Origin of the sequence: Parasutterella muris (assembly GCF_943193095.1) — a bacterium.
GTDB classification, from domain to species: Bacteria; Pseudomonadota; Gammaproteobacteria; order Burkholderiales; family Burkholderiaceae_F; genus Parasutterella; species Parasutterella muris.
The window spans coordinates 185,672-204,588 of the sequence record NZ_CALPCV010000001.1; the positions used below are offsets into that span (position 1 = coordinate 185,672).

Annotated in this window: 18 protein-coding genes and 4 tRNA genes; 7 read left to right on the forward strand and 15 right to left on the reverse strand. The window is 50.9% G+C overall.

The features are described 5' to 3' along the window. Positions 1–72: 72 nt before the first annotated feature. Positions 73–1,554, reverse strand: coding sequence for a beta-barrel assembly-enhancing protease (locus NFR90_RS00885; protein WP_160334758.1), 1,482 nt, complete (start codon positions 1,552–1,554; stop codon positions 73–75). Between the two features lie 102 nt (positions 1,555–1,656). On the opposite strand from NFR90_RS00885, the gene moaC reads away from it, so the two are divergent. Next, positions 1,657–2,136 carry a cyclic pyranopterin monophosphate synthase MoaC gene (gene moaC / locus NFR90_RS00890; RefSeq protein WP_160334759.1) on the forward strand — a complete coding sequence of 160 codons (480 nt, stop codon included), beginning with the start codon at positions 1,657–1,659 and terminating at the stop codon, positions 2,134–2,136. A gap of 51 nt (positions 2,137–2,187) precedes the next feature. Here the strand turns inward: moaC and NFR90_RS00895 are convergent, their stop codons facing one another. The 3 genes from NFR90_RS00895 to NFR90_RS00905 form a co-directional block, all read right to left on the reverse strand. Continuing rightward, complete coding sequence (locus NFR90_RS00895; RefSeq protein WP_160334760.1) at positions 2,188–2,877, reverse strand: response regulator transcription factor; 690 nt, start codon at positions 2,875–2,877, stop codon at positions 2,188–2,190. Between the two features lie 172 nt (positions 2,878–3,049). After that, positions 3,050–4,294: an MFS transporter gene (locus NFR90_RS00900; RefSeq protein ID WP_251449877.1), complete on the reverse strand. Its 1,245-nt coding sequence runs from the start codon at positions 4,292–4,294 to the stop codon at positions 3,050–3,052. Positions 4,295–4,370: 76 nt separating this feature from the next. Further along, positions 4,371–5,267: a universal stress protein gene (locus tag NFR90_RS00905; protein WP_160334761.1), complete on the reverse strand. Its 897-nt coding sequence runs from the start codon at positions 5,265–5,267 to the stop codon at positions 4,371–4,373. A 230-nt stretch (positions 5,268–5,497) separates the two neighbouring features. Between NFR90_RS00905 and NFR90_RS00910 the strand changes: the two genes are divergently transcribed. The 5 genes from NFR90_RS00910 to NFR90_RS00930 all read left to right on the forward strand — a co-directional run bounded on the left by NFR90_RS00910 (position 5,498) and on the right by NFR90_RS00930 (position 11,748). After that, positions 5,498–6,289 carry a tRNA threonylcarbamoyladenosine dehydratase gene (locus tag NFR90_RS00910; RefSeq protein WP_160334762.1) on the forward strand — a complete coding sequence of 264 codons (792 nt, stop codon included), beginning with the start codon at positions 5,498–5,500 and terminating at the stop codon, positions 6,287–6,289. Positions 6,290–6,401: 112 nt separating this feature from the next. Continuing rightward, positions 6,402–6,836, forward strand: coding sequence for a universal stress protein (locus NFR90_RS00915; RefSeq protein ID WP_160334763.1), 435 nt, complete (start codon positions 6,402–6,404; stop codon positions 6,834–6,836). An 87-nt stretch (positions 6,837–6,923) separates the two neighbouring features. Then, entirely contained in the window at positions 6,924–7,325 is a 402-nt protein-coding gene (locus NFR90_RS00920; protein ID WP_160334764.1) for a hypothetical protein, read from the forward strand. Between the two features lie 63 nt (positions 7,326–7,388). Continuing rightward, a complete protein-coding gene (locus tag NFR90_RS00925; RefSeq protein ID WP_160334765.1) occupies positions 7,389–8,141 on the forward strand; it encodes a Nif3-like dinuclear metal center hexameric protein in 753 nt (250 codons plus the stop codon). Between the two features lie 40 nt (positions 8,142–8,181). After that, positions 8,182–11,748, forward strand: coding sequence for an autotransporter outer membrane beta-barrel domain-containing protein (locus NFR90_RS00930; RefSeq protein WP_160334766.1), 3,567 nt, complete (start codon positions 8,182–8,184; stop codon positions 11,746–11,748). 46 nt (positions 11,749–11,794) lie between these two features. Here NFR90_RS00930 and mscL read toward each other — a convergent pair whose 3' ends face one another. The 8 genes from mscL to hemA all read right to left on the reverse strand — a co-directional run bounded on the left by mscL (position 11,795) and on the right by hemA (position 17,086). Then, a complete protein-coding gene (mscL, locus tag NFR90_RS00935; RefSeq protein ID WP_160336297.1) occupies positions 11,795–12,268 on the reverse strand; it encodes a large conductance mechanosensitive channel protein MscL in 474 nt (157 codons plus the stop codon). A 118-nt stretch (positions 12,269–12,386) separates the two neighbouring features. Further along, positions 12,387–12,461 (reverse strand) — tRNA-Thr (locus NFR90_RS00940). A gap of 68 nt (positions 12,462–12,529) precedes the next feature. Beyond that, positions 12,530–12,604, reverse strand: a tRNA-Thr gene (locus NFR90_RS00945). 90 nt (positions 12,605–12,694) lie between these two features. Next, positions 12,695–13,066, reverse strand: coding sequence for a stringent starvation protein B (locus NFR90_RS00950; RefSeq protein ID WP_160336296.1), 372 nt, complete (start codon positions 13,064–13,066; stop codon positions 12,695–12,697). Positions 13,067–13,069: 3 nt separating this feature from the next. Beyond that, complete coding sequence (locus tag NFR90_RS00955) at positions 13,070–13,675, reverse strand: glutathione S-transferase N-terminal domain-containing protein (protein ID WP_160336295.1); 606 nt, start codon at positions 13,673–13,675, stop codon at positions 13,070–13,072. Positions 13,676–13,791: 116 nt separating this feature from the next. Beyond that, a complete protein-coding gene (gene prmC / locus NFR90_RS00960; protein WP_160336294.1) occupies positions 13,792–14,595 on the reverse strand; it encodes a peptide chain release factor N(5)-glutamine methyltransferase in 804 nt (267 codons plus the stop codon). Positions 14,596–14,601: 6 nt separating this feature from the next. Continuing rightward, the gene (gene prfA / locus NFR90_RS00965; RefSeq protein WP_160336293.1) at positions 14,602–15,687 is read right to left on the reverse strand and encodes a peptide chain release factor 1; all 1,086 of its coding nucleotides are present in this window, start codon (positions 15,685–15,687) and stop codon (positions 14,602–14,604) included. Positions 15,688–15,796: 109 nt separating this feature from the next. Then, the gene (gene hemA / locus NFR90_RS00970; protein ID WP_160336292.1) at positions 15,797–17,086 is read right to left on the reverse strand and encodes a glutamyl-tRNA reductase; all 1,290 of its coding nucleotides are present in this window, start codon (positions 17,084–17,086) and stop codon (positions 15,797–15,799) included. Positions 17,087–17,232: 146 nt separating this feature from the next. Between hemA and NFR90_RS00975 the strand changes: the two genes are divergently transcribed. Next, the gene (locus NFR90_RS00975) at positions 17,233–17,802 is read left to right on the forward strand and encodes a hypothetical protein (protein WP_251449879.1); all 570 of its coding nucleotides are present in this window, start codon (positions 17,233–17,235) and stop codon (positions 17,800–17,802) included. On the opposite strand, the gene NFR90_RS00980 is transcribed toward NFR90_RS00975, so the two are convergent. The 3 genes from NFR90_RS00980 to NFR90_RS00990 form a co-directional block, all read right to left on the reverse strand. After that, the gene (locus NFR90_RS00980; RefSeq protein ID WP_251449881.1) at positions 17,741–18,532 is read right to left on the reverse strand and encodes a hypothetical protein; all 792 of its coding nucleotides are present in this window, start codon (positions 18,530–18,532) and stop codon (positions 17,741–17,743) included. The two genes, NFR90_RS00975 and NFR90_RS00980, sit on opposite strands and share 62 nt — an antisense overlap. Before the next feature lie 168 nt (positions 18,533–18,700). Beyond that, positions 18,701–18,776 (reverse strand) — tRNA-Phe (locus NFR90_RS00985). A 64-nt stretch (positions 18,777–18,840) separates the two neighbouring features. After that, positions 18,841–18,916: transfer RNA gene (locus NFR90_RS00990), tRNA-Phe, on the reverse strand. Between the last annotated feature and the right edge of the window lies 1 nt (position 18,917).

Genomic DNA, 18,917 nt, shown 5'->3' on the forward strand with positions numbered 1-18,917 from the left:
TCTTTTTAATGAGAATCGTTAAATTTTCTCACTAAATGATGTTAAAAATCAGCTCTAAAATCGTGAATTGGTTTACTGATGTTTCTTATCAAACTCAACATCAGCTCTGAGTTCTCTGAGACGCGCGTCAATTTCACTCATGGTATAGAAGTCCGCATCATTGGCTTTCTGCGCGAGCGTAAGCTGCTGAATGGCAGCAACTTTCTGCCCCTGAAGCGCATACATCTCGCCGATTGCCTGATGGCTTAGGCTTCGTTTGCCCATCGCTTCATAGGCGCGTCCGAGAATCGATTGATAGGTGACCGTTGATTTGGAAATCGCGTGCTGCTTTCGCATAAGCTCAACGGCCTGGCTGTATTTCTTATCTCGAAGCAGCAGACTTGCATAGTTTTCTAAGAGCATGGCTGAAAGCGGGCTTTTCTCATAAGCCTGTTTCGCCAGCTGCAGTCCACGGGCGCGCTGGTTCGGGGAAGACTCAAAAACAAGATCAGAGTACAGCTTATTGATGATCGCGGAATTTCCGCCCGTCATCTGGCGCGCTTTTTCGATTTCCTGAAGCGCAAGCGTCGGGTTCTTCATGCGCTGCGCGGCGACCGCCATGCCGTAATGGACGGCGGCCGCTTCATAGCCCTTTGCGGTCTTTGCTTCTTCTTTGAAGTAGTCCATCGCATCGGACCAGCCTTGATAACGGTTGGACTGTAGGACGCGAAGACGCGCGCGAATCAGATAAAAGTCCAGAGAATCTTTGTGCTTTTGCGCTCTAACGCTTCTTGAGCGCACCTGGGCTTCACTCATACGGTCCACGGTCATCGGGTGCGTTCTTAAATAAGCAGGGGCGGCTCTCGCGCCCTCATAAGCGCGGTTGTTGAAGTCAAGACGCTCGAAGAACTGCTCCATGCCTTTCGGATCAAAACCTGCGCGAACGAGCGAATTAAAACCCACACGGTCCGCTTCTCTTTCCGCGTCGCGGGAAAAAGAAAGATAGTTCTGCGCCATGGCGGCCTGCGCACCGATGACAGAAGCCGCTGCGCCGTCCCCGGAGCCCGCTCGAGCGGCAAGAATTGCGACCAAAATAGAACCGAGCGTCATGGCCCAGTTGCCTTTTTGATTTTCCAGCATGCGGGCAATATGACGCTGCTGAACGTGCCCGATTTCGTGCGCGAGTACGGAAGCAAGTTCGCTTTCGTTAGAAGCCGCGGTGACAAGCCCGGTGTGGACCGCAATAAAGCCGCCCGGGAGCGCGAAGGCGTTGATTGAGCTGTCGCGGATCGGGAAAAATTCAAAACTGTATGGGGAGCCGGGACCGGCTGAGACGAGTCGGTATCCGATCCGATTCAGATATTCCATGGTTTCAGGATCGGCAAGATAGGTCGGATCACTGCGAACCTCATTCATAATCTCCTCGCCAAGCTGACGCTCCTGCAGCTGAGAGAGCGTAGCGCCGCCGGCTGCGCCGAGATTAGGAAGGTTATAGTTTTGCGCATAGACATGAGCAGCCGGCTCAAGGGCCATCGAACATGCGAAAAGTAAGGAAATTATGCGCTTAGCGACCATGTCAGCTCCGAATTTTTGGCGACGTTATTATTTACATCTAAAAGAAAATATATCAGTTATTATTTTTTTTGCTGTAACGAATTCTTAATAGGAAAGAAACGAATGTCTGCTTTGACGCACTTTAATGAATCGGGCGACGCACACATGGTTGATGTGGGTGAAAAAAACGTAACCTGCCGAGTCGGCGTTGCCGAGGGATGGATCTCGATGAAGCCGGAAACCTTTGAACTGGTCGCTCAGGGAAAGGCTAAGAAAGGCGACGTGCTGGCGGTTGCCCGAATTGCGGCAATCATGGGTTCGAAAAAAACACCGGAATTGATTCCGCTGTGTCATCCGATTGCACTCACGCATGTCGAGGTCGAATTTGAGCTCTTTGAAAAGGAAAGTCGAATTCGCTGTGTTGCGACTTGCGAATGTAAAGGCCGTACCGGCGTGGAGATGGAAGCGCTGACTACGGTTCAGGTCGGGCTGCTGACGATTTACGACATGCTCAAGGCGGTGGACCGCGGAATGCAGATGGACGGGATTCGCCTCTTGAAGAAAAGCGGCGGCAAGAGCGGAGAATGGACCGCGGCTTCTTAGCTGAAAATACAAGCAAAAGGGACGGTTTGAACCGTCCCTTTTCGAATCACTTTAGCGATCCGAGAGAATGCCCATCTGAGAGGCGAGGTAAACCGCTTCGCCTCGCGAGTGGACTTTGAGCTTGCGGTAAATCTTCTTGATGTGGGCGGTGACAGTGTGCGTGGAGATGCCCAGCACTTTACTGATGTCAGCAAAGCTCATGCCTCGGCCAAGCAAATGGAGGACTTCTGTCTCTCTGGGCGATAGCGGATTCGGAACTGAACTGGAATGCATCCCCTGAATCTCAGAAACCTGCTCGTTTTCAATGCGGTTTTGAAGCGTCTTAACAATAACGCGCCCCGCGATAGGACTGATCGGACTTCCTCCGACAATGATGGAACGAACATAGTCAGCAATCGACTGAAGATTAGTCTCAGTCTTGACAATGTAGCCGATAGCGCCGTTTTCAATGGCGGCAAGAATATCTTTTGGACTGGAACGATTGGAAATAACAGCGATATTCGGAATGTGATACTCGGTATGAGCTTGGTGAATTAATTCCAAACCATCCCGCTGGCCCAGATTAAGCTCCGTTAAAAGGATGTCACAGCGAGTCTGAAGCAGTAAGGAAGTTGCGGATTCCATACTGGAGCAGATGCCAATCAAACGGATACCCGGATCATGGATCAGACGCTGGCGGTAAACACGCTGCGTATCAAGATCCGGTTCAACAATCAATACGGTTGTCTCCCTTGTGTTCAAGATAAAACCCTCCAAGCTCTTGTCTTTCAAACGAGAGCTTATTTATGAATAGTTGCTGCTGTAATTAAAGTTTTGCTCACAATCAATGTAGTCCCGCAGCTTTCATTACTGATTGTAACGAGATAAATGCAAAATGACCATAAGTGATTACTTTATGGCATGAAAAAATCACCTATTTATGGTGTATTTTTTGTTTTTTCGCATCAATTAGTGATCTTTCTATTGCTTTTTCCTCATCCGGCATCCCGCGATCCGAAGCAATATTTTTGTTGGACCTCTGAATTCTGAATGCACCGAGGATCATCGTTGCGCCGAGAGACCAAAAAGCGGCTGCGGCACCGATAACTGAGCCCCCAAAACCAAAAAGAAGCGGTAGAACGGTGTGACTTGAGTTCATCAGCATGGTTCGTATACCGATCGCCTCTCCGATTCTCTCCTCCGGTGTGACTTGGTGAAGCAGAGAGAGAACGTTGGGCTGAGACGCGCCCAAAGACGCGCCAAGCCATCCGCAGAGGACAAAGAGGACCGCCAAACTGGTTGTGAAGGGAAATATCAGGTAGGAGACGCCGGTAGAGACGAGCACGAAGATGATAATGGACCACTCTTTAAAGTGGTGCGAAAGAATCGGCATGAGGGCTCGAACCGCAAAAGAGCAGACGGAAAATACGCTCAGCAGCCATCCGATCGCTACCGCGTCAAGACCGATTTCCGTTCCGTAGACCGGGATCATGAAGGCCTGAAGATCCCATGCCATTGAGACTAGGGCGGAGGCGAGCAGTACGTTTCGAATCAGGGGATGCTTAAAGAGCTCAAATAAGCTGTGTTTTTCGACTTTTTTCTGCTTGTTCGCGTTCAGCGACGAAGGCAGTCCGCGTGAAATCAGAAGAAAGACTAAGGCAGCCGCAAGCGCAAAGCCGAGCGCTCCGCCGTAGGCCCAGTAGTAATTCTTCTCATCAATCAGGTAACCGGCAATGACCGGGCCGGCGGCGCCCGAGGCGGAAAAAGCCATGGACTGAAACGTGAATCCCGTGGCTCGGGTTTTATTTGTGGTCAGGTGCCCGATGAGTCCCTGACCGCTGATGAGCGCAAAGACAAAGCCGGTGCCTGCAAGCAGACAGGTGATATAGATCGGTTTGATGCCGAAAGTTTCGTAAGGAAAGAAAATTGGTACGGCGCAGGCAACGCATATGAGCAGACAGGCGATAATGATCGGAATTTTGACGCCGATGCGGTCGATCCATTTGCCGACATGAATCGAAATCAGCGCGGGGACCGCCGCATAAACCGAAAGAATCACGCCGACAATCCAGGCGGGCTGCCCGTTGTGAAGCGCGTAAAGGGTTGTAATCACGCGTGAGGAGATGAAACCGCAGTGCAGAAGGCCCATGAAAAGTATTATTTTTAGAATCTGCTGCATATCTCTCCTTCAAAAAAAGAAGCGTCTGCGGACGCTTCTTTTTTTACCGTAAGGGACGAACGTCCGAATGCTTTCTCTACGCCTGGATAACCAGAAGGGGCTTATCGCTGATGGCGGCGATGCGGGTTGCTGTTGAGCCTAAAACGGCAGCTTTGAATGCGCCGTATCCTCGGGTGCCCATAACAATCACGTCAAGCCCTTCCTTGTTTGCGAAGGCGGCGATCTCATCGCCCGGGTTGCCGACAAGGCAGATCTCTTCAACTTTAAAGCCGAGCTGAGTGAATTTGTCGCGAACCGGTCCGACCGCTTCATCGAACGCTTCGCGCTGCATTGCGCGAACCTCGGATTCATTCAGTGTCGGGAGCGCCATGCCTGCCATGTCGGGCATCACAACGCCGGCATAGTCGCTGACGACATTCATCAGATAAAAGACCGGGTCTTTACCGAAGAGGTCGTGATTCTTCAGGATGTACTCCACGGCCTTTTCGCCGTAGGAGGAGCCGTCAACCGCGACGCCGACTTTAAGAGAGTCCGTCTGAGGAGCGGTTTTGTTTCTCAGAATAAGCACCGGCTTCTTTGAAAGCGCAAGAACGGAATTTGTGACGGAACCGAGCAGCAGTCCTTTGAGCGCGGATCTGCCGTGCGAACCCATGATAATCAGGTCGGCGCCGGATTCTTCCGCGGTCTTCGCGATTGTGGGAGCGGCTTCACCGACCGCGAAACGTGTGGCGGCTTTAACACCGGCTTTTTCAAGCTCCTTGACGGCGGGTTCCAATACAGTGTTGGCTTCTTCGTCATAGTAGCCGCGGAGTGATCCGCTGCCGATCAGGCGGGAGGCGCGAGCCGGAACAGGCGCCTGAACACTCATCAGCTCAATTTCGGGATTGGAGCCGAGAAGTGTTGTTCGCGAGGCGACAAATTCAAGCGAGTGATTGCTGAATTCACTGCCGTCGATGGGTACTAAAATCTTCATAATTCCTCCGGGTCAGAATATTCTCGCAGCCTAAGAAACAATTGTTTGAAACTGCCTTTTTGATGATTAAATTATCAGATCGAAATCAGCCTTCGCAAGGTACGAATTAACAAATTTGTCCGCGGTTAGTAATATGGTTCTTTTCCGATCCATCCCCTGTCAAGTTTAACGGAGGACGAGGACGATGCAAACATTTTTTATCCTTATTGTGAGTGAGGTTTGGAGACGCTATGGGCGAGACGCTTAGTCAGACGGAACGGTACCCGCTGGATTATGAGAGAAGGTTTGGCGGGGTCGCGAGACTCTATACGAAGGAGGGCGCAGCACGTCTTGCTCAGGCCTCGGTCACGGTCGTCGGCTTAGGCGGCGTCGGCTCTTGGGCAGCGGAAGCGCTTGCGCGCACGGCTGTCGGCAAACTGACGCTGATAGATTTGGACAATATCGCCGAAAGCAATACCAACCGACAGCTTCAGGCTCTCACCGGCGCTTACGGAAAGCCGAAGGCGCAAGCCCTGAAGGAACGAATCGCCCTGATTAATCCTCTTTGCGAAGTGACGATGGTCGAGGATTTCGTTGATGAGGAGAATGTTTCGGAAATGCTGCACACGCCTGTCGTGCTGGACTGTACGGATCAGGTCAAGGCAAAGGCGGCAATGGCAGCTTTTGTGCAGAAAAGCGGCGGCTTATTTATCACATGCGGCGCTGCCGGAGGAAAAACCTCCGCGCTTAATATCCTCGTCGATGATCTTGCAAAGGCCAAGGGAGACCCGCTGCTCTCCAACCTAAGGTATCGTCTTCGGAAGCAGTACGGGTATCCGCGGCCAAAGGAAGAAAAGCGGATTGAGAAGTTCGGCATAACCGCTGTATACACCGCCGATCCGGTCGTTCGTCCGGAAGGCAGCTGCGACATTACCGGAGGCTTGGCCTGTTCCGGTTACGGTTCCGGCGTGGTTGTGACTGCCGCAATCGGGTTTGCGGCGGCTTCAGTCGCTATTAATCGGATCGCCGGCATACAAAAATGAAGAACCGTTTCTCAGAAGGAGCGTAGAGGAGCGTAAAACAAGGAAAAATAGTAACCGTAAGCATACGAATCTATTAAACTAGATTAAATAACTTAAATAAAGGAAACGCCTAATGTACAGCCGTATTCTGGTACCGACCGACGGGTCGGAGCTTTCTGATAAAGCCCTGGAGGCAGCCGCTGATTTCGCAAAGGCAATGGACTCCTCAATTGTTGCCGTCACCGTGATTGAGCCTTACAGCTACACCAATCTGTCCGAATATCGTCCTGAGAGCATTGATCAATACGATTCTCGTGTGAAGGAAATGGCTCAGGAAAGATTGGAAATCGCGAGAGAAGCGGTTGAGCGAAAGGGCGTGAAATGCGAAGTTGTCGCATTTAAGTCTTTTTCTCCCGCCGAAGCGATCATTGACGCAGCCACGGAGTACAACTGCGACCTGATTTTTATGGCTTCTCACGGCAGACAAGGTCTTGCGGCCGTTCTGCTTGGAAGTGAAACACAGAAAGTACTGACGCATTCGAAGATTCCTGTCATGGTGTACCGCTAATCAGGGGCCCTGATTGGGGGCAGACCTCGCTTCATCTGAGGCGCACGAGCGGATAATGACTGAATTCAATAAAAGAAGGAGTATGTAATGTCAGAACAAACAGAACCGGTTAAGGAAGAGGCTGATGCTCAGATGGAGCTCACCAACCTGTACCGTGAAGAAATCTATACCGATAGAAAGATTGGCGTGATTCGCTGTCTGGTTCCCGTTCTTGCCGACGGCAATAAAGATGAGTCGCGTCCGGTGATTTATACCGGTGAAGCTCAGATTATGACCCAGATGGGCGCGCTTCCGATTTCCTTTGATATCGAAGCCGACAGTCTGGAAGCCGCAGTCAAGGGCTATCGTGAAGCGGCGAAGGCCGGTGTGGAACGCACGATGAAAGAGCTTCAGGAGCTTCGTCGTCAGGCCGCAAGCAAGCTGGTTGTCCCAGGTCAGCCCGGCTTCAGCAGCCCGGATGCTTCGGGAAGCGGACTGGTCATGCCTTAATCCGCACAAAGATTTAATTGAACTGAACTGCCGGCTTGCCGGCAGTTTCTATATGGACTGACTATGAAAAGAGCAGAGCTTCTGAACACACTCGATGAATTACTGAAACCTGAGACTTTCAAAGACTACTGCCCGAACGGGCTGCAGATAGAAGGTGCGGATAATGTTCAGCGGATTGTCTGCGGTGTCAGCGCCTCTGAGGCGCTAATTGATGAAGCGATCAGGCGCGGTGCGGACACCATTATTGTTCACCACGGTTATTTCTGGAAAAACGAGAACTCACGGATTATCGGTATCAAACGGAATCGAATCGCGAAGATTCTCGCCAACAATATCAATCTGATTGCCTACCATCTACCTCTGGATGCCAATGAGACTGTCGGCAACAACTATGAAATGGCGCGTGCGCTGAAGTTGCAGAACGTCCGAGCGACAAAGTCTAATCCTCTGGTGCTTATGGGGGAATTCCATGACTTTGTAACTACGGAAGAACTTGCTAACAAAATAGAGGGGGTTGTCCATAGACCTCCTTTTGTGGTGCCTGTAGACTCCGTCGCTTTAATTAAGACGGTCGCCTTCTGCAGCGGCGCGGCTCAGGATTTTTTAGAAGACGCGGCAGCCGAAGGCTCGGACGCTTACCTTAGCGGGGAAATTAGCGAAAGAACAGTTCTGGAAGCTCGTGAATTAGGAATTCCTTATTTCTCAGTCGGCCACCATGCCGGAGAAACGTTAGGAATACGGGCCATGGCCGTTTGGATTGGAAACCATTTCCCAGAAATAAACGTCAGCTTCGTCGGAATTGACAACCCGGTGTAACCGGATCTTTTCATCGGCAGCTGCGCACCCGGAGTTGCCGATGGCAAACAAGACATATCGACACAGACGCCCACTGTCTCTCAAAAGGGCAGCACTCGCCTTGGTTATCGCCTTGCATGCGGTACCTTCTTTCTCGCAGGAGGATCCTTTCTTCGGGGAGACCAAAACCAATTACCTTGAAACGGATGAAGAGATTAACCAATATATTGAAGATCTCGCTAAAGAAAATCTGATTCTTGTCCACATCTCAGAAAATTCACCGTTTGTCGGCAGCTCTCCTCTGACGATGGAAGGCGCCGAAGAAATATGGAACGCACCGGAGCTGTCTGAAACCGCGCTGAATTTCGGCATGGTTCAGAGCTCGAATGATCCGGCGGCGCGCTTTAGCAAACAGGCGGATATTTTGCGAGCTGTTGATATCAAAGTTAAGAGTTCGATTAACGATGCTCAGGGCGGATCCGCTGCCGTCCTGGTCGCAGAAGAGGGCGCTGATGTCACATTCAGGCATCACGCCGCTCTGAGCGCCGCTATTGAGGACGGCTCAGAGAACACAGCGATACGAATCAAAGGTTTTGCTTCGGCATCTCAGGTGTTTTTTTCCGAAGGCCTCACAGGGGCGGTCACAGGAAGTTCTGCCTCTTTTGCCGTACTGCAGGATAAAGCTTCGCTGCTGATCGGCGGAGACTCTTTGATCAGCGCCTCAGCGGACGCATTTGTTCTCGGTTCCGTGAACTCCAAAATCACCGTCTCAGAAGGAAAGCAGCTGACGGTAAATGCCGGCGGGAGTGCTTTCTCCGCAGCAAAGGGCGGCTCTCTGATTCTGGAAAACGGCGCATCATTAACCGTGAATGCCGATCAGGTCTTTAGCGGAGCGCTTAATGTCAAGGTGCAGGATTCATCGGTTGTCCTGAACGGCAGCACGCTTTCCTTTACCGGTCAGTACAGTCAAAACGGCGGCTCGCTAACTTTGTCGGGCGACACCAATCTCAACGACGGCAACTGGCACTTTAAAGAGGTCAGCATTACAGCGGCCTCCAAGGATCTGTTTGAAATATCAGCCCAGGACTTCAATCGTGAGAGTCAGCTTCAGGGCAAAATCACCGATTTCACTAAGACCTCATTTTCGGAAATTATCCTCACCGATGAAGCGGTCGATCTGAAATATCTCAGCCTCGCTTCCGAATACTACGGTATCGGCGTTACGTACACCGGTGAGCTGCTGATTGATAATTCTGTTGTGACAGGGATCAACTACAGCGACTATAAGAATTATCTCGAAGGAAAGAACATCGGTTTGGCATCCGTCAATCTCAACTTAGGAGAGATGTCCGAGTTAAATTCGGAGCGCCTTTGCATCGGGTCGATCTACACAAAGAGCGAAGTGCTGACTCTGAACAATTCCACGCTTGTTCTTTATGGTACAGGCAGAGGACCGATGTCGGGGACAGATAATTGGCTGTCCGTCGGAGAATTCAGTACGCTGGAGCTGCACGGATTAAGTTACGAGGGAACGCGAGAAGTCCAGAAGCGGGCAGAAATCGATTCGAAGGTTTTTGTGTCCGACACGGGACGTCTTTTATTTACCGGCAAAGTAACGGTCGGTCCGAATTCCGCGATCGTCAATACCGGTGAGTTTCTCATTAAAAACGGCGCCCAGACACACGTTTACGCGGATATCTTCCAGCTGGACGGCTCGGCGCGCTTTGACAAAAATACATCTTTTGACTCGACGCAGGGCGTGATCGTCCGCGGAGGGACTTTGGACATTGAAGGGCTTTTTACCGTTCAGTCTCTGCAGCTTGAAGGCGGCAGAACCTCAATCAGCAGTCAGGTGAGGGCGAAAGACTTTTCAATCGGAAGCAGCTCTCGAGACGTGATTCCGACACTGCGTCTCAGCTCAGACGCGGATGTTGTGTTTGAAAACGCGGAGAGCGCAAACGCCTCTATTCTGATCGAAGGCGACGAAAAGCAAGGTGAATACGCCTCTCTGGCGATCAAGAACTGGAGCGGAAGCGGCACCGAATTTCGAGTCGGAAGCAACGGAATTCTAATTTTGGGTGACGGCCGCAAGGACGACTCAATTGATTTAACGAGAGATGTGGTTTTCCAGATTTTCGATTTGGCTCAGGAGAAGTTCTCGAGCGTACTGGCTGTCAATGACACGTTCGTGCTTTCTAAAGAAAACTCCATTATCGTGGGCTTGTCCAATGAGAGAGAGGCTCACGCCGGATTAACGTTTGAGAGCGGTGCCGTATTTATTCTTAAACATCGTACGGGGCGTCCCGCGTTCAGTTCTGAGGATGGAACGGCCCCGGTGTTCAAAGAAGGGAGCGGTATTTTCGTGCTTGATCCCTTTGGAACCAATCAGCTGACCGATTCCACTATTCAGGAATTTGAAGGCTCGGATACGGTTCAGCTCATCTCCGCGAACAGAAATGTGTCACTGGTGCTGGAGAACCGCGAGGACGGCTGGTTTATCGATCGGGAGAAAGCGGTCGTTATCACAACGAACTTTGTCTATCCTCAGCTTCAGGGCTGGCTGTACAGCAATACGGAAGGCTTTACGATTGATTCCGACAATGCGGCGCAGAGATTCTTTGCGCGAGTGGACAACGAGACCTTTATGGCGCCCCATTATTCTGCTGCGCTTATCGGTCAGGCCACGCTGCTGCCGAGTCTTCTCGGGACACGTTTAAATATGTTCCGATCGGGAGAAGGTCTGCGCAGCGCGATTGGAACGGAAGCGATCCGACTCTATGACAAGCCCGAAGGTTCCACGCATATCTTCGGTGGAGCTGAAGGCGGTTTTTTCTCTTCCCGGAAGGCAGGCGGATATTTACTGGGCGGAGCGTATCGAGCGAATTCGGAAAATGTTCGTCTTGGCATGGCGCATAAAACCGAATCCGGTTACTCAGTTGTCGCAGCGGCCGAATATACCCATATTTCTTCGAAGAGCAGGCATGCTGTGCTTGAAGCGAGCGGCAAGCAAAATGTGACGGCGGTTAACGGCATGATCAGTAAAGACTTCGGCGATTTTATTGTCGGCGTGAATGCCGGCGCGGGCCTGTCGCGCGGCAATATCACCGCGGATCTGCCTGCCGCTATGCAGCTTGAGCGCATGAAGGCGAAGGTTGATGACTACTATCTGACCGGAGGCATTTCAGGGTCGTATCGAATCATTGACGGCCTCAGCATTGCAATTGAGCCGCAGATTTGGACTCTTCTAAAGACTACTGAGCACACGAAGATCGGTTCTCAGAAGGCGTTTGAATTTAAGAGCAGGGCGCAGGTTTTTGCCGAGATTCCGGCGGTAGTGCGAGGCAGTGTGGAGATCGGCTCTATTGGCGGATATCGGTTTAGCCTCAACGGAGAGGCAGGCGGCAGCATCCGAGTCGGGCAGCTCGATAAGAAAGGAGAGCTGCGGGCGGTTGGTACTCAGGCCAGAGAATCGATTTCTCAGAAAGAAATCAATCGCTGGAGCGGTTTTGCAGGCGCCGGCCTGAAGGTTAGGAGTGGCTCAGCGGAAGCGACGCTGGCTGCAAAAGCAGCTCTAGGTGACGGAAGAATCGACAGTCAGGTCATATTTAAAGCCGACTGGAAATTCTAAAAAGCAGAGCCCTCCATTGCGGAGGGCTCTGTCTTTGGAGATCAAATTAATTCTTTTTCTTAAGCTCATCAAGAATCTGTCTGAGCAGCAGAGTGTCTTCCGGTGTCGGGGCAGGAGCCGCAGCCTCGGCTTTAGCCTCAGCTTCAATGCGTTTTCTCAGAGAGGTCAGAGCCTTGAGCATACAGAAAATAACGAATGCCAGAAGAATGAAATTAATGACCGCTGTGAGGAAGGCGCCGTAGCCTAGGACAGAGGCCCCAGCTTTGGTGAGCGCATCATAAGTCATCGGCCCTGTATAGTCGGCGGGCATCTTCATGACATAGAAAAGGTTGGAAAAATCCGGTTTTCCGATGAGCGCGCCAAGAATCGGATTGATGACGTCTTTAACAAGGGAACCGATGATCGAGTTGAAAGCTCCGCCAACGATAACAGCGACCGCTAAATCGATGACGTTTCCTTTGGAAATAAAGGCCTGAAACTCTCTGAAGAATGTTGAAGCTTGTTGTTGGACATTAGCCATGATGACCGCCTTAAACGTTACTGAATAAGACGAATTATCACCGAAGTACGTTATCTTTGAAAGTGACAATGCCCTTTGCGGGTAAAAGAAAACGGCTCCTGAAAGGAGCCGTCGAAACTGGTGCCCACTGACTGACTTGAACAGACGACCTACCGCTTACAAGGCGGTTGCTCTACCACTGAGCTAAGCGGGCATCGGAAAAGCGAAGCTTTCCACATTAACTGTTTTCAACCATCAAAGCAGATGATCGAAGGAATTCTTTGGTGCCCGCTGACTGACTTGAACAGACGACCTACCGCTTACAAGGCGGTTGCTCTACCACTGAGCTAAGCGGGCTAACCGAGACGTGAATTTTACACAAATTTTTGAAGTTGTGTGCTGAAAAAAAGGAGAAGCGTAACAAAATGAAAGCTTCTCCTTTTTTAATCAGTCCACACGAGTGAAACCGCGGCGGGGCGCGGGTTCTTGGTCAGGTTTAAGTTTGACCTCGAACGGGATGCCAAAGCCGGTCTCTCTGACAAACACCGCCTCTATGTTGCTGACGGGAACCTGAATACTTTCAGCGACACCGTTAAACGTTGCGTCAAATTTAACGAAATCGTTGCCAAGCTCCAAATTCCGAGCGGCATACGGTCCGATATTGAACGTGATTTGCGAACCGTTTGCGTACGCTCTGGGCACGGAAAGCTGCGGATCGTTGTTGAGGATCACGTTGATCTGCGGAGTCAGACCGTTATCCATGCTCCAGTCGTAAAACGCGCGAAGAAAATATGGCGTTAAAGAGGTTGTTTCTTCCATTGATTACTTCCGCATGACCCGTTCAGAGGGAGTAAGCGCCTCAATGAATGCCGGGCGGGAGAAGACTCGTTCGGCGTATTTCTGGACAGGCATACCGGCTGCCGGAAGTTCAATGCCGTAGTAGTTCAGTCTCCACAGAAGGGGAGCCAAAGCGATATCAAGCATTGTGAAATCGTCGCCGTTCAAATATTTTTTCTTAGCTACGAGCGGGGCAAGAGAAGTCAGACGGTCACGAATGGTTTCTCTGGCGGCGATGCGCGCTTCATCAGGGCTGTTGCGATTTTCAAGGGTATGTACGTGCTTGAAAATTTCTCTCTCAAAATTGAAGAGAAGCAGTCTTGTTCTTGCTCTTTCAACCGGGTCAGGCGGCATCAGCTGAGGATGGGGAAAGCGCTCGTCGATATATTCGTTGATGATATTCGATTCATAAAGCACGAGATCGCGCTCGACGAGAATCGGCACTTCGCCGTACGGGTTCATGACATTGATGTCTTCAGGCTTATGGTATAAATCGATGTCACGAATTTCAAAGTCCATTCCTTTTTCGAAAAGGACAAAACGACAGCGCTGGGAAAAAGGATCAGTGCTGCCGGAGTAAAGAACCATCATATCTAGGGTCTCTCTGCAAAAAAATAAAAAAGCTTTTGAAATTTTAAACGATTCGTCTAAGAATCCAAAATAAAAATAAGATGTTAGGTACCTAAAAAGGTGCCTTTGTCGGCCGTTTAGGTCCTGCACCAGACGGTGAAACGGTCGTTCCCGCCGTAGTCCTTATGCGTTTTGCTGCCTTCCATGCCAAATTCAGAAAAGATACTGCGAACCGACTCGCCTTGGTCATATCCGTGCTCGAAGGCAATGATATGCGGATTGAATTTCAGCGACTTAGCTTCGGAAAGAATCTCTCTGTAGGCGGCAAGGCCGTTTTCTTGCGCAACCAACGCGTTCTGCGGCTCGAAAGTCAGCGCTTTTAAATGCGGATCCCGGCTGCGGATATAGGGCGGATTGGAGACGATTGCTTTCAGATCGAAATGACCGACGTAAGGCTTCAGCCAACTTCCTTCCAGAAAACGCACGTCTGCTTTGAGGCTGACAGCGTTTCTGCGGGCCGTTTCAATGGCGCTTCTGCTGAGATCCGAGGCAAGGACATCCAAATCAGAGCGTTCCAATTTCAGTGTTTCGGCAATGCAGCCGCTTCCTGTGCCCAGATCGCACACCTGTATGCCGTGAGGGAGATTTTCAATGAGCCACTCAACCAAACACTCGGTGTCCGGGCGAGGAATGAGCACAGACGGACCGACTGAGAAGGTTCTGCCGTAAAACTCCTGCACACCGGTAATGTACGGGACCGGAATTCCCGCCAGCCTTTTCTGTTCGACTTCGCGCAGTTTCTCTAACGCCTGAGGCGATAGGACATTTTTGGAATGCGTCATTTGACGGATTCGATCCAGTCCTGTCACGAATTCAAAAAGAACACGCTTATCCGCAGCCTCAAGCGGACTTTGGACAAGCCATTGTTCTACTGTCGTCATGCCTGGTTAGACCGAGCCTTCGCTCAAGGCAGCCAACTGTTCGGCCTGGTGTTCTGAGGTCAGAGGCGTGATGATGCAGTCAAGATCGCCGTCCATGATCTGATCAAGCTTGTAAAGCGTGAGGTTGATGCGGTGATCGGTGACACGGCCCTGAGGATAATTATAGGTACGGATGCGTTCGCTTCGATCGCCGGAACCCACCAGAGATTTTCTCATGGAAGCTTCCTCAGCCTGCTGAGCGGCAACCTGTGCGGCATGGATACGTGCGACAAGAACACCCATCGCGCGTTCTTTGTTTTTGTGCTGGCTTCGTTCGTCCTGACATTCCACGACGATTCCGGTCGGGATGTGCGTAATTCGAACCGCGCTTTCTGTTTTCTGAATATGTTGACCGCCGGCGCCCGAAGCTCGATACACGTCAATTCTCAGATCCGAGGGATCGATCACAACGTCTCCTATCTCGTCGGCTTCAGGAAGAACCGCGACTGTACATGCGGACGTATGGACGCGTCCCTGAGACTCGGTTTCCGGAACACGCTGAACGCGATGTCCGCCGCTTTCGAATTTGAGCTTGGAATAGGCGCCAAGTCCGATGATTCTGACAACGACTTCTTTGTATCCGCCAAGATCGGACGGGCTGGCCGAGACAAATTCAACCTGCCAGCCCTGGCGTTCCGCATAGCGTGAATACATGCGGAAAAGGTCGCCTGCAAAAAGGGCGGATTCATCGCCGCCGGTGCCGGCACGGATTTCCAAGAAAATATTTTTATCGTCATTCGGGTCTTTAGGCAGAAGAAGAATTTCAAGTTCTGCGGAGACCTGTTCAATCACTTTTTTTGCATTGCCGATTTCTTCAGACGCGAATTCCTTCATCTCAGGGTCGCTTAGCATTTCGTTAGCAGCCTCAAGATCCGCCTCGGCTTTTTCAAATTCTTTGGTTTTCTGAACAATGGGTTCAATTTCCGCCCTTTCTTTGGAGAGTGCGCGGAATCGATCCATATTGGAGGCGATATCCGGGTCCTGGAGTGTTACATCAATTTCTTCCAATCTTCTGGCAAGTTGTGCCAGCTTGGAGCGCATAGATTCTTTCATAAAAAAGACAGTAAAAAATTTCTTGTGATTCTAAATAAAAAACTCATTTACGCACGACAAAAAACCTTCAAAATGGTGAAGGTTTTCAATGAGTCGGGTGATTTTTCAGCTAGCGGCCGTGGTAATGGTAGAAGCGCTGAAGAAGATCGAGGACTTTCTCGTAGTCTTCTTCCGAAAGGCTCTGTGTGTTGCGCATAACGGTCAGAGGGTCGTGAATATATTTCTTCATCAGACCTTTGGACATCGTTTCGAGCACATTTTCCACGGACTCTCCTTTGTGGAGCGCTTTCTTTGCCTTTTCGAGTTCCATCATTCGGAGATCGTCTGCCCGCTTCTGCAGCAACAGAATCTGCGGTACAGATTCGCGGGAGGAGAACCAGTTTTTGAATTCCTCGACTCTCTTGGCAATTAATTCTTCCGCAAGAGCAACGGCCGCTTTTCTTCCTTCCATGCCGCTCTGCACGACTTTGCCCAGATCGTCGACGGTGTAGACATAGACTTCATCAAGAGAAGAGACTTCCTGTTCAATATCTCTCGGGACTGCAAGATCCACCATGAAGATCGGACGGTAGCGGCGCTTTTTAACCGCGCTTTGCACCATACCGAGACCTAGGATTGGGAGTGTGCTTGCTGTACAGGAAACAACCACGTCGTAGTTATGCAGAATCTCGGGCAGTTCAGCCAGTGATACCGCATTGGCGCCTACCTGATCAGCCAGAGCCTGAGCTCGTGCGACGGTTCGATTGGCGACGGTTACCTTTTGAGGGTTCTGAGCGCCGAAGTGCGCAGCGCAGAGCTCAATCATTTCGCCTGCGCCGATAAAAAGAATGTTCGACTCAGAGAGCGAGCCGAAGATACGATTGGCGACACGGACAGCGGCAGCTGCTAAAGAGATGGAATGCGCACCGATTTCAGTGGATGAGCGGACCTCTTTTGCGACGGCATAGGTCTTTTGGAAAAGCTGGTTTAAAAAGAGACCGAGACCGCCCGCGTGCGAAGCGGTTTTAACGGCTTTTTTCATCTGACCGACGATCTGCGTTTCGCCCAACACCATGGAATCAAGACCGGAAGCCACCCGGAAAGCGTGACGAATGGCGTCGTCCTGCACAAGGAAGTAGAGCTGCTCCTCAAGTTCAGTCAGACTGACATGTTTGCTCTGAACTAAAAAGTCCTGAAGAGATCGGAATGCGGCAGAAGGCTCTTCGGCAGCGCAGTAAATTTCCGTTCGGTTGCAGGTGGAGAGGATGGCAACTTCCTTGATGCCCCCGCAGGCAGGCGCGCCGAACATCGCCCGAATCATATTGATGGACGATTCCAGTTCTTCGGGACCGAAAGCCAGCTTCTCTCTTAAAGATAACGGGGCCGTTGTATGGTTTAAACCAAGGATGAGCAGATTCATCGTAATTAGTCGAAAATTTGCGAAATTGTATTCTGAAAAGACCAAAATAGGCCCTTTTTATACTCGCGATTCGTTTTTATATTAAAAATATAGAATTATTCAGAACTTAAGTTTAACGGACACAAGGGAATATTCGGAGGCGAACCATGACGGTTGATAACGAATTTGCACGAGAAAATCATCAGGGGGCGCTCACAGAATATGAAATGCCGGCGGACGAAGCCTCGATCCTCGATGCCGCGAAACGCTGCAAAAAACTTGTGACGAAGCGGGCGCTGATGAGCGCGGGACTGAATCTTCTTCCGATCCCGGGCGCCAGCGTTGCGGTCGATGTGAGCTTAATGCTCGAAATTCTGAACAGCATCAATCATGAATTCGGTTTGACGCCTAATCAGATTAGGCATCTGACTCCGGATTCACGGCTCAGACTTTTTCAAATGATTACTGCGACGGGAAGTTCATTTGCCGGAAAGTGGATCACAAAGCCGCTCGTGATGGCAGTCCTGCAGAAACTCAGCATACGTCTGACCGCCGCTCAGGCGGCAAAACTTGTGCCGGCCTTAGGTTTGGCCGCTTCCGCGGGAATATCATTTGCAGCCCTTAAATGGGTTGGAGACCAGCACATTAAGGACTGCGTCAATATTGCCAAAAGGTTTAACGAGCAGGGTTTTGCGCGGGCTGAGACGCGGAGGGATCAAACTTCGCAGCGGGCTTAATCTGATAGTCAGGCTGGCTGACAGGGATTAAGAATCCGTTATGGATTAAGGCCTGCACGATCAATTCAGCGTATTCCTGGAATGTCGTGTTGGCAGGCTTTGCTCCGAGTACGGTAGAAAAAGATCCTGTCCAAAGAACTTCAGCGGTTTGAGCACTCATCAGTTCGGCGTTGGTTTCAGCGATTTGCTGCTGAGTCACAGAGGGCGGAATCGCCCAGCCGCCCCAGAAGGGATCAGGACCGAACGGGCCCGGACCAAACGGTCCGCCCCAGGGACCAGGCCCCCAGAAAGGATCTGGCCCCCAAGTCATTCCGGGGTTGTAGATCACATTGGTTTTAATGCCTCTGCTTTTCACGACCAGAATATCGCTCGCCTTGATTTTGCGTGCCGCTTTCATCAGGGAGGAGACATTAAGCGAGTTTCCGCTGACCAGTGGCTGTGGGTCAGATAAATACTGATAGCTTGGCTGAGCCGGTATTCCGTGAAATGCTAAAACGTTCGATGCGACATCCTCGAAAATTCTGCGGCTGGTCGGATTGTCAGAGAGATCTGCGACCAGGATTCCGGTGATCGTCTTTTGTTCAAATGTGGCTGAAGGGTTCACCCACTGTGCATCGATTGTTGTCGGATTTGAATCCTGCGGAGAGATCGCGCAGCCGGACAAAAGGGCTGTAGCCATACTGCACAGGCATATTGCTGCGGTCTTTAAGCGAAGCGTAAACAGATTCATAGCAGATTCCATCTTTAATATGCCTCTATAGTGCCGCTTCCGAAGTGATTAGTGCCGTTTTCAGCTCTATTTTGAGAATGAAGCGGCCGATGAGTTTCGGTAAGCCGGGGGAGGAATTTGTGCGGAAATGAAGAAGGCCTCGCAATCAGTGCGAGGCCTTCGGAAATCTGGTGGCTAGAGGCGGAATCGAACCACCGACACGCGGATTTTCAATCCGCTGCTCTACCAACTGAGCTATCTAGCCGTCTCGTAATCGAGAGAAACGAAATATACATGACTTTTCTTTTTTGTGCAACAAAGAGAAGAGTTGGTGGCTAGAGGCGGAATCGAACCACCGACACGCGGATTTTCAATCCGCTGCTCTACCAACTGAGCTATCTAGCCG

Bases quoted from the DNA above. Each gene is read 5' to 3' on its own strand.
- prfA (WP_160336293.1), bottom strand. From the start codon at position 15,687: ATGAAAGAATCTATGCGCTCCAAGCTGGCACAACTTGCCAGAAGATTG.
- NFR90_RS00885 (WP_160334758.1), bottom strand. From the start codon at position 1,554: ATGGTCGCTAAGCGCATAATTTCCTTACTTTTCGCATGTTCGATGGCC.
- NFR90_RS00930 (WP_160334766.1), top strand. From the start codon at position 8,182: ATGGCAAACAAGACATATCGACACAGACGCCCACTGTCTCTCAAAAGG.
- NFR90_RS00915 (WP_160334763.1), top strand. From the start codon at position 6,402: ATGTACAGCCGTATTCTGGTACCGACCGACGGGTCGGAGCTTTCTGAT.
- NFR90_RS00925 (WP_160334765.1), top strand. From the start codon at position 7,389: ATGAAAAGAGCAGAGCTTCTGAACACACTCGATGAATTACTGAAACCT.
- prmC (WP_160336294.1), bottom strand. From the start codon at position 14,595: ATGACGACAGTAGAACAATGGCTTGTCCAAAGTCCGCTTGAGGCTGCG.
- NFR90_RS00950 (WP_160336296.1), bottom strand. From the start codon at position 13,066: ATGGAAGAAACAACCTCTTTAACGCCATATTTTCTTCGCGCGTTTTAC.
- NFR90_RS00955 (WP_160336295.1), bottom strand. From the start codon at position 13,675: ATGATGGTTCTTTACTCCGGCAGCACTGATCCTTTTTCCCAGCGCTGT.
- moaC (WP_160334759.1), top strand. From the start codon at position 1,657: ATGTCTGCTTTGACGCACTTTAATGAATCGGGCGACGCACACATGGTT.
- hemA (WP_160336292.1), bottom strand. From the start codon at position 17,086: ATGAATCTGCTCATCCTTGGTTTAAACCATACAACGGCCCCGTTATCT.
- mscL (WP_160336297.1), bottom strand. From the start codon at position 12,268: ATGGCTAATGTCCAACAACAAGCTTCAACATTCTTCAGAGAGTTTCAG.
- NFR90_RS00975 (WP_251449879.1), top strand. From the start codon at position 17,233: ATGACGGTTGATAACGAATTTGCACGAGAAAATCATCAGGGGGCGCTC.
- NFR90_RS00980 (WP_251449881.1), bottom strand. From the start codon at position 18,532: ATGAATCTGTTTACGCTTCGCTTAAAGACCGCAGCAATATGCCTGTGC.
- NFR90_RS00920 (WP_160334764.1), top strand. From the start codon at position 6,924: ATGTCAGAACAAACAGAACCGGTTAAGGAAGAGGCTGATGCTCAGATG.
- NFR90_RS00900 (WP_251449877.1), bottom strand. From the start codon at position 4,294: ATGCAGCAGATTCTAAAAATAATACTTTTCATGGGCCTTCTGCACTGC.
- NFR90_RS00905 (WP_160334761.1), bottom strand. From the start codon at position 5,267: ATGAAGATTTTAGTACCCATCGACGGCAGTGAATTCAGCAATCACTCG.
- NFR90_RS00910 (WP_160334762.1), top strand. From the start codon at position 5,498: ATGGGCGAGACGCTTAGTCAGACGGAACGGTACCCGCTGGATTATGAG.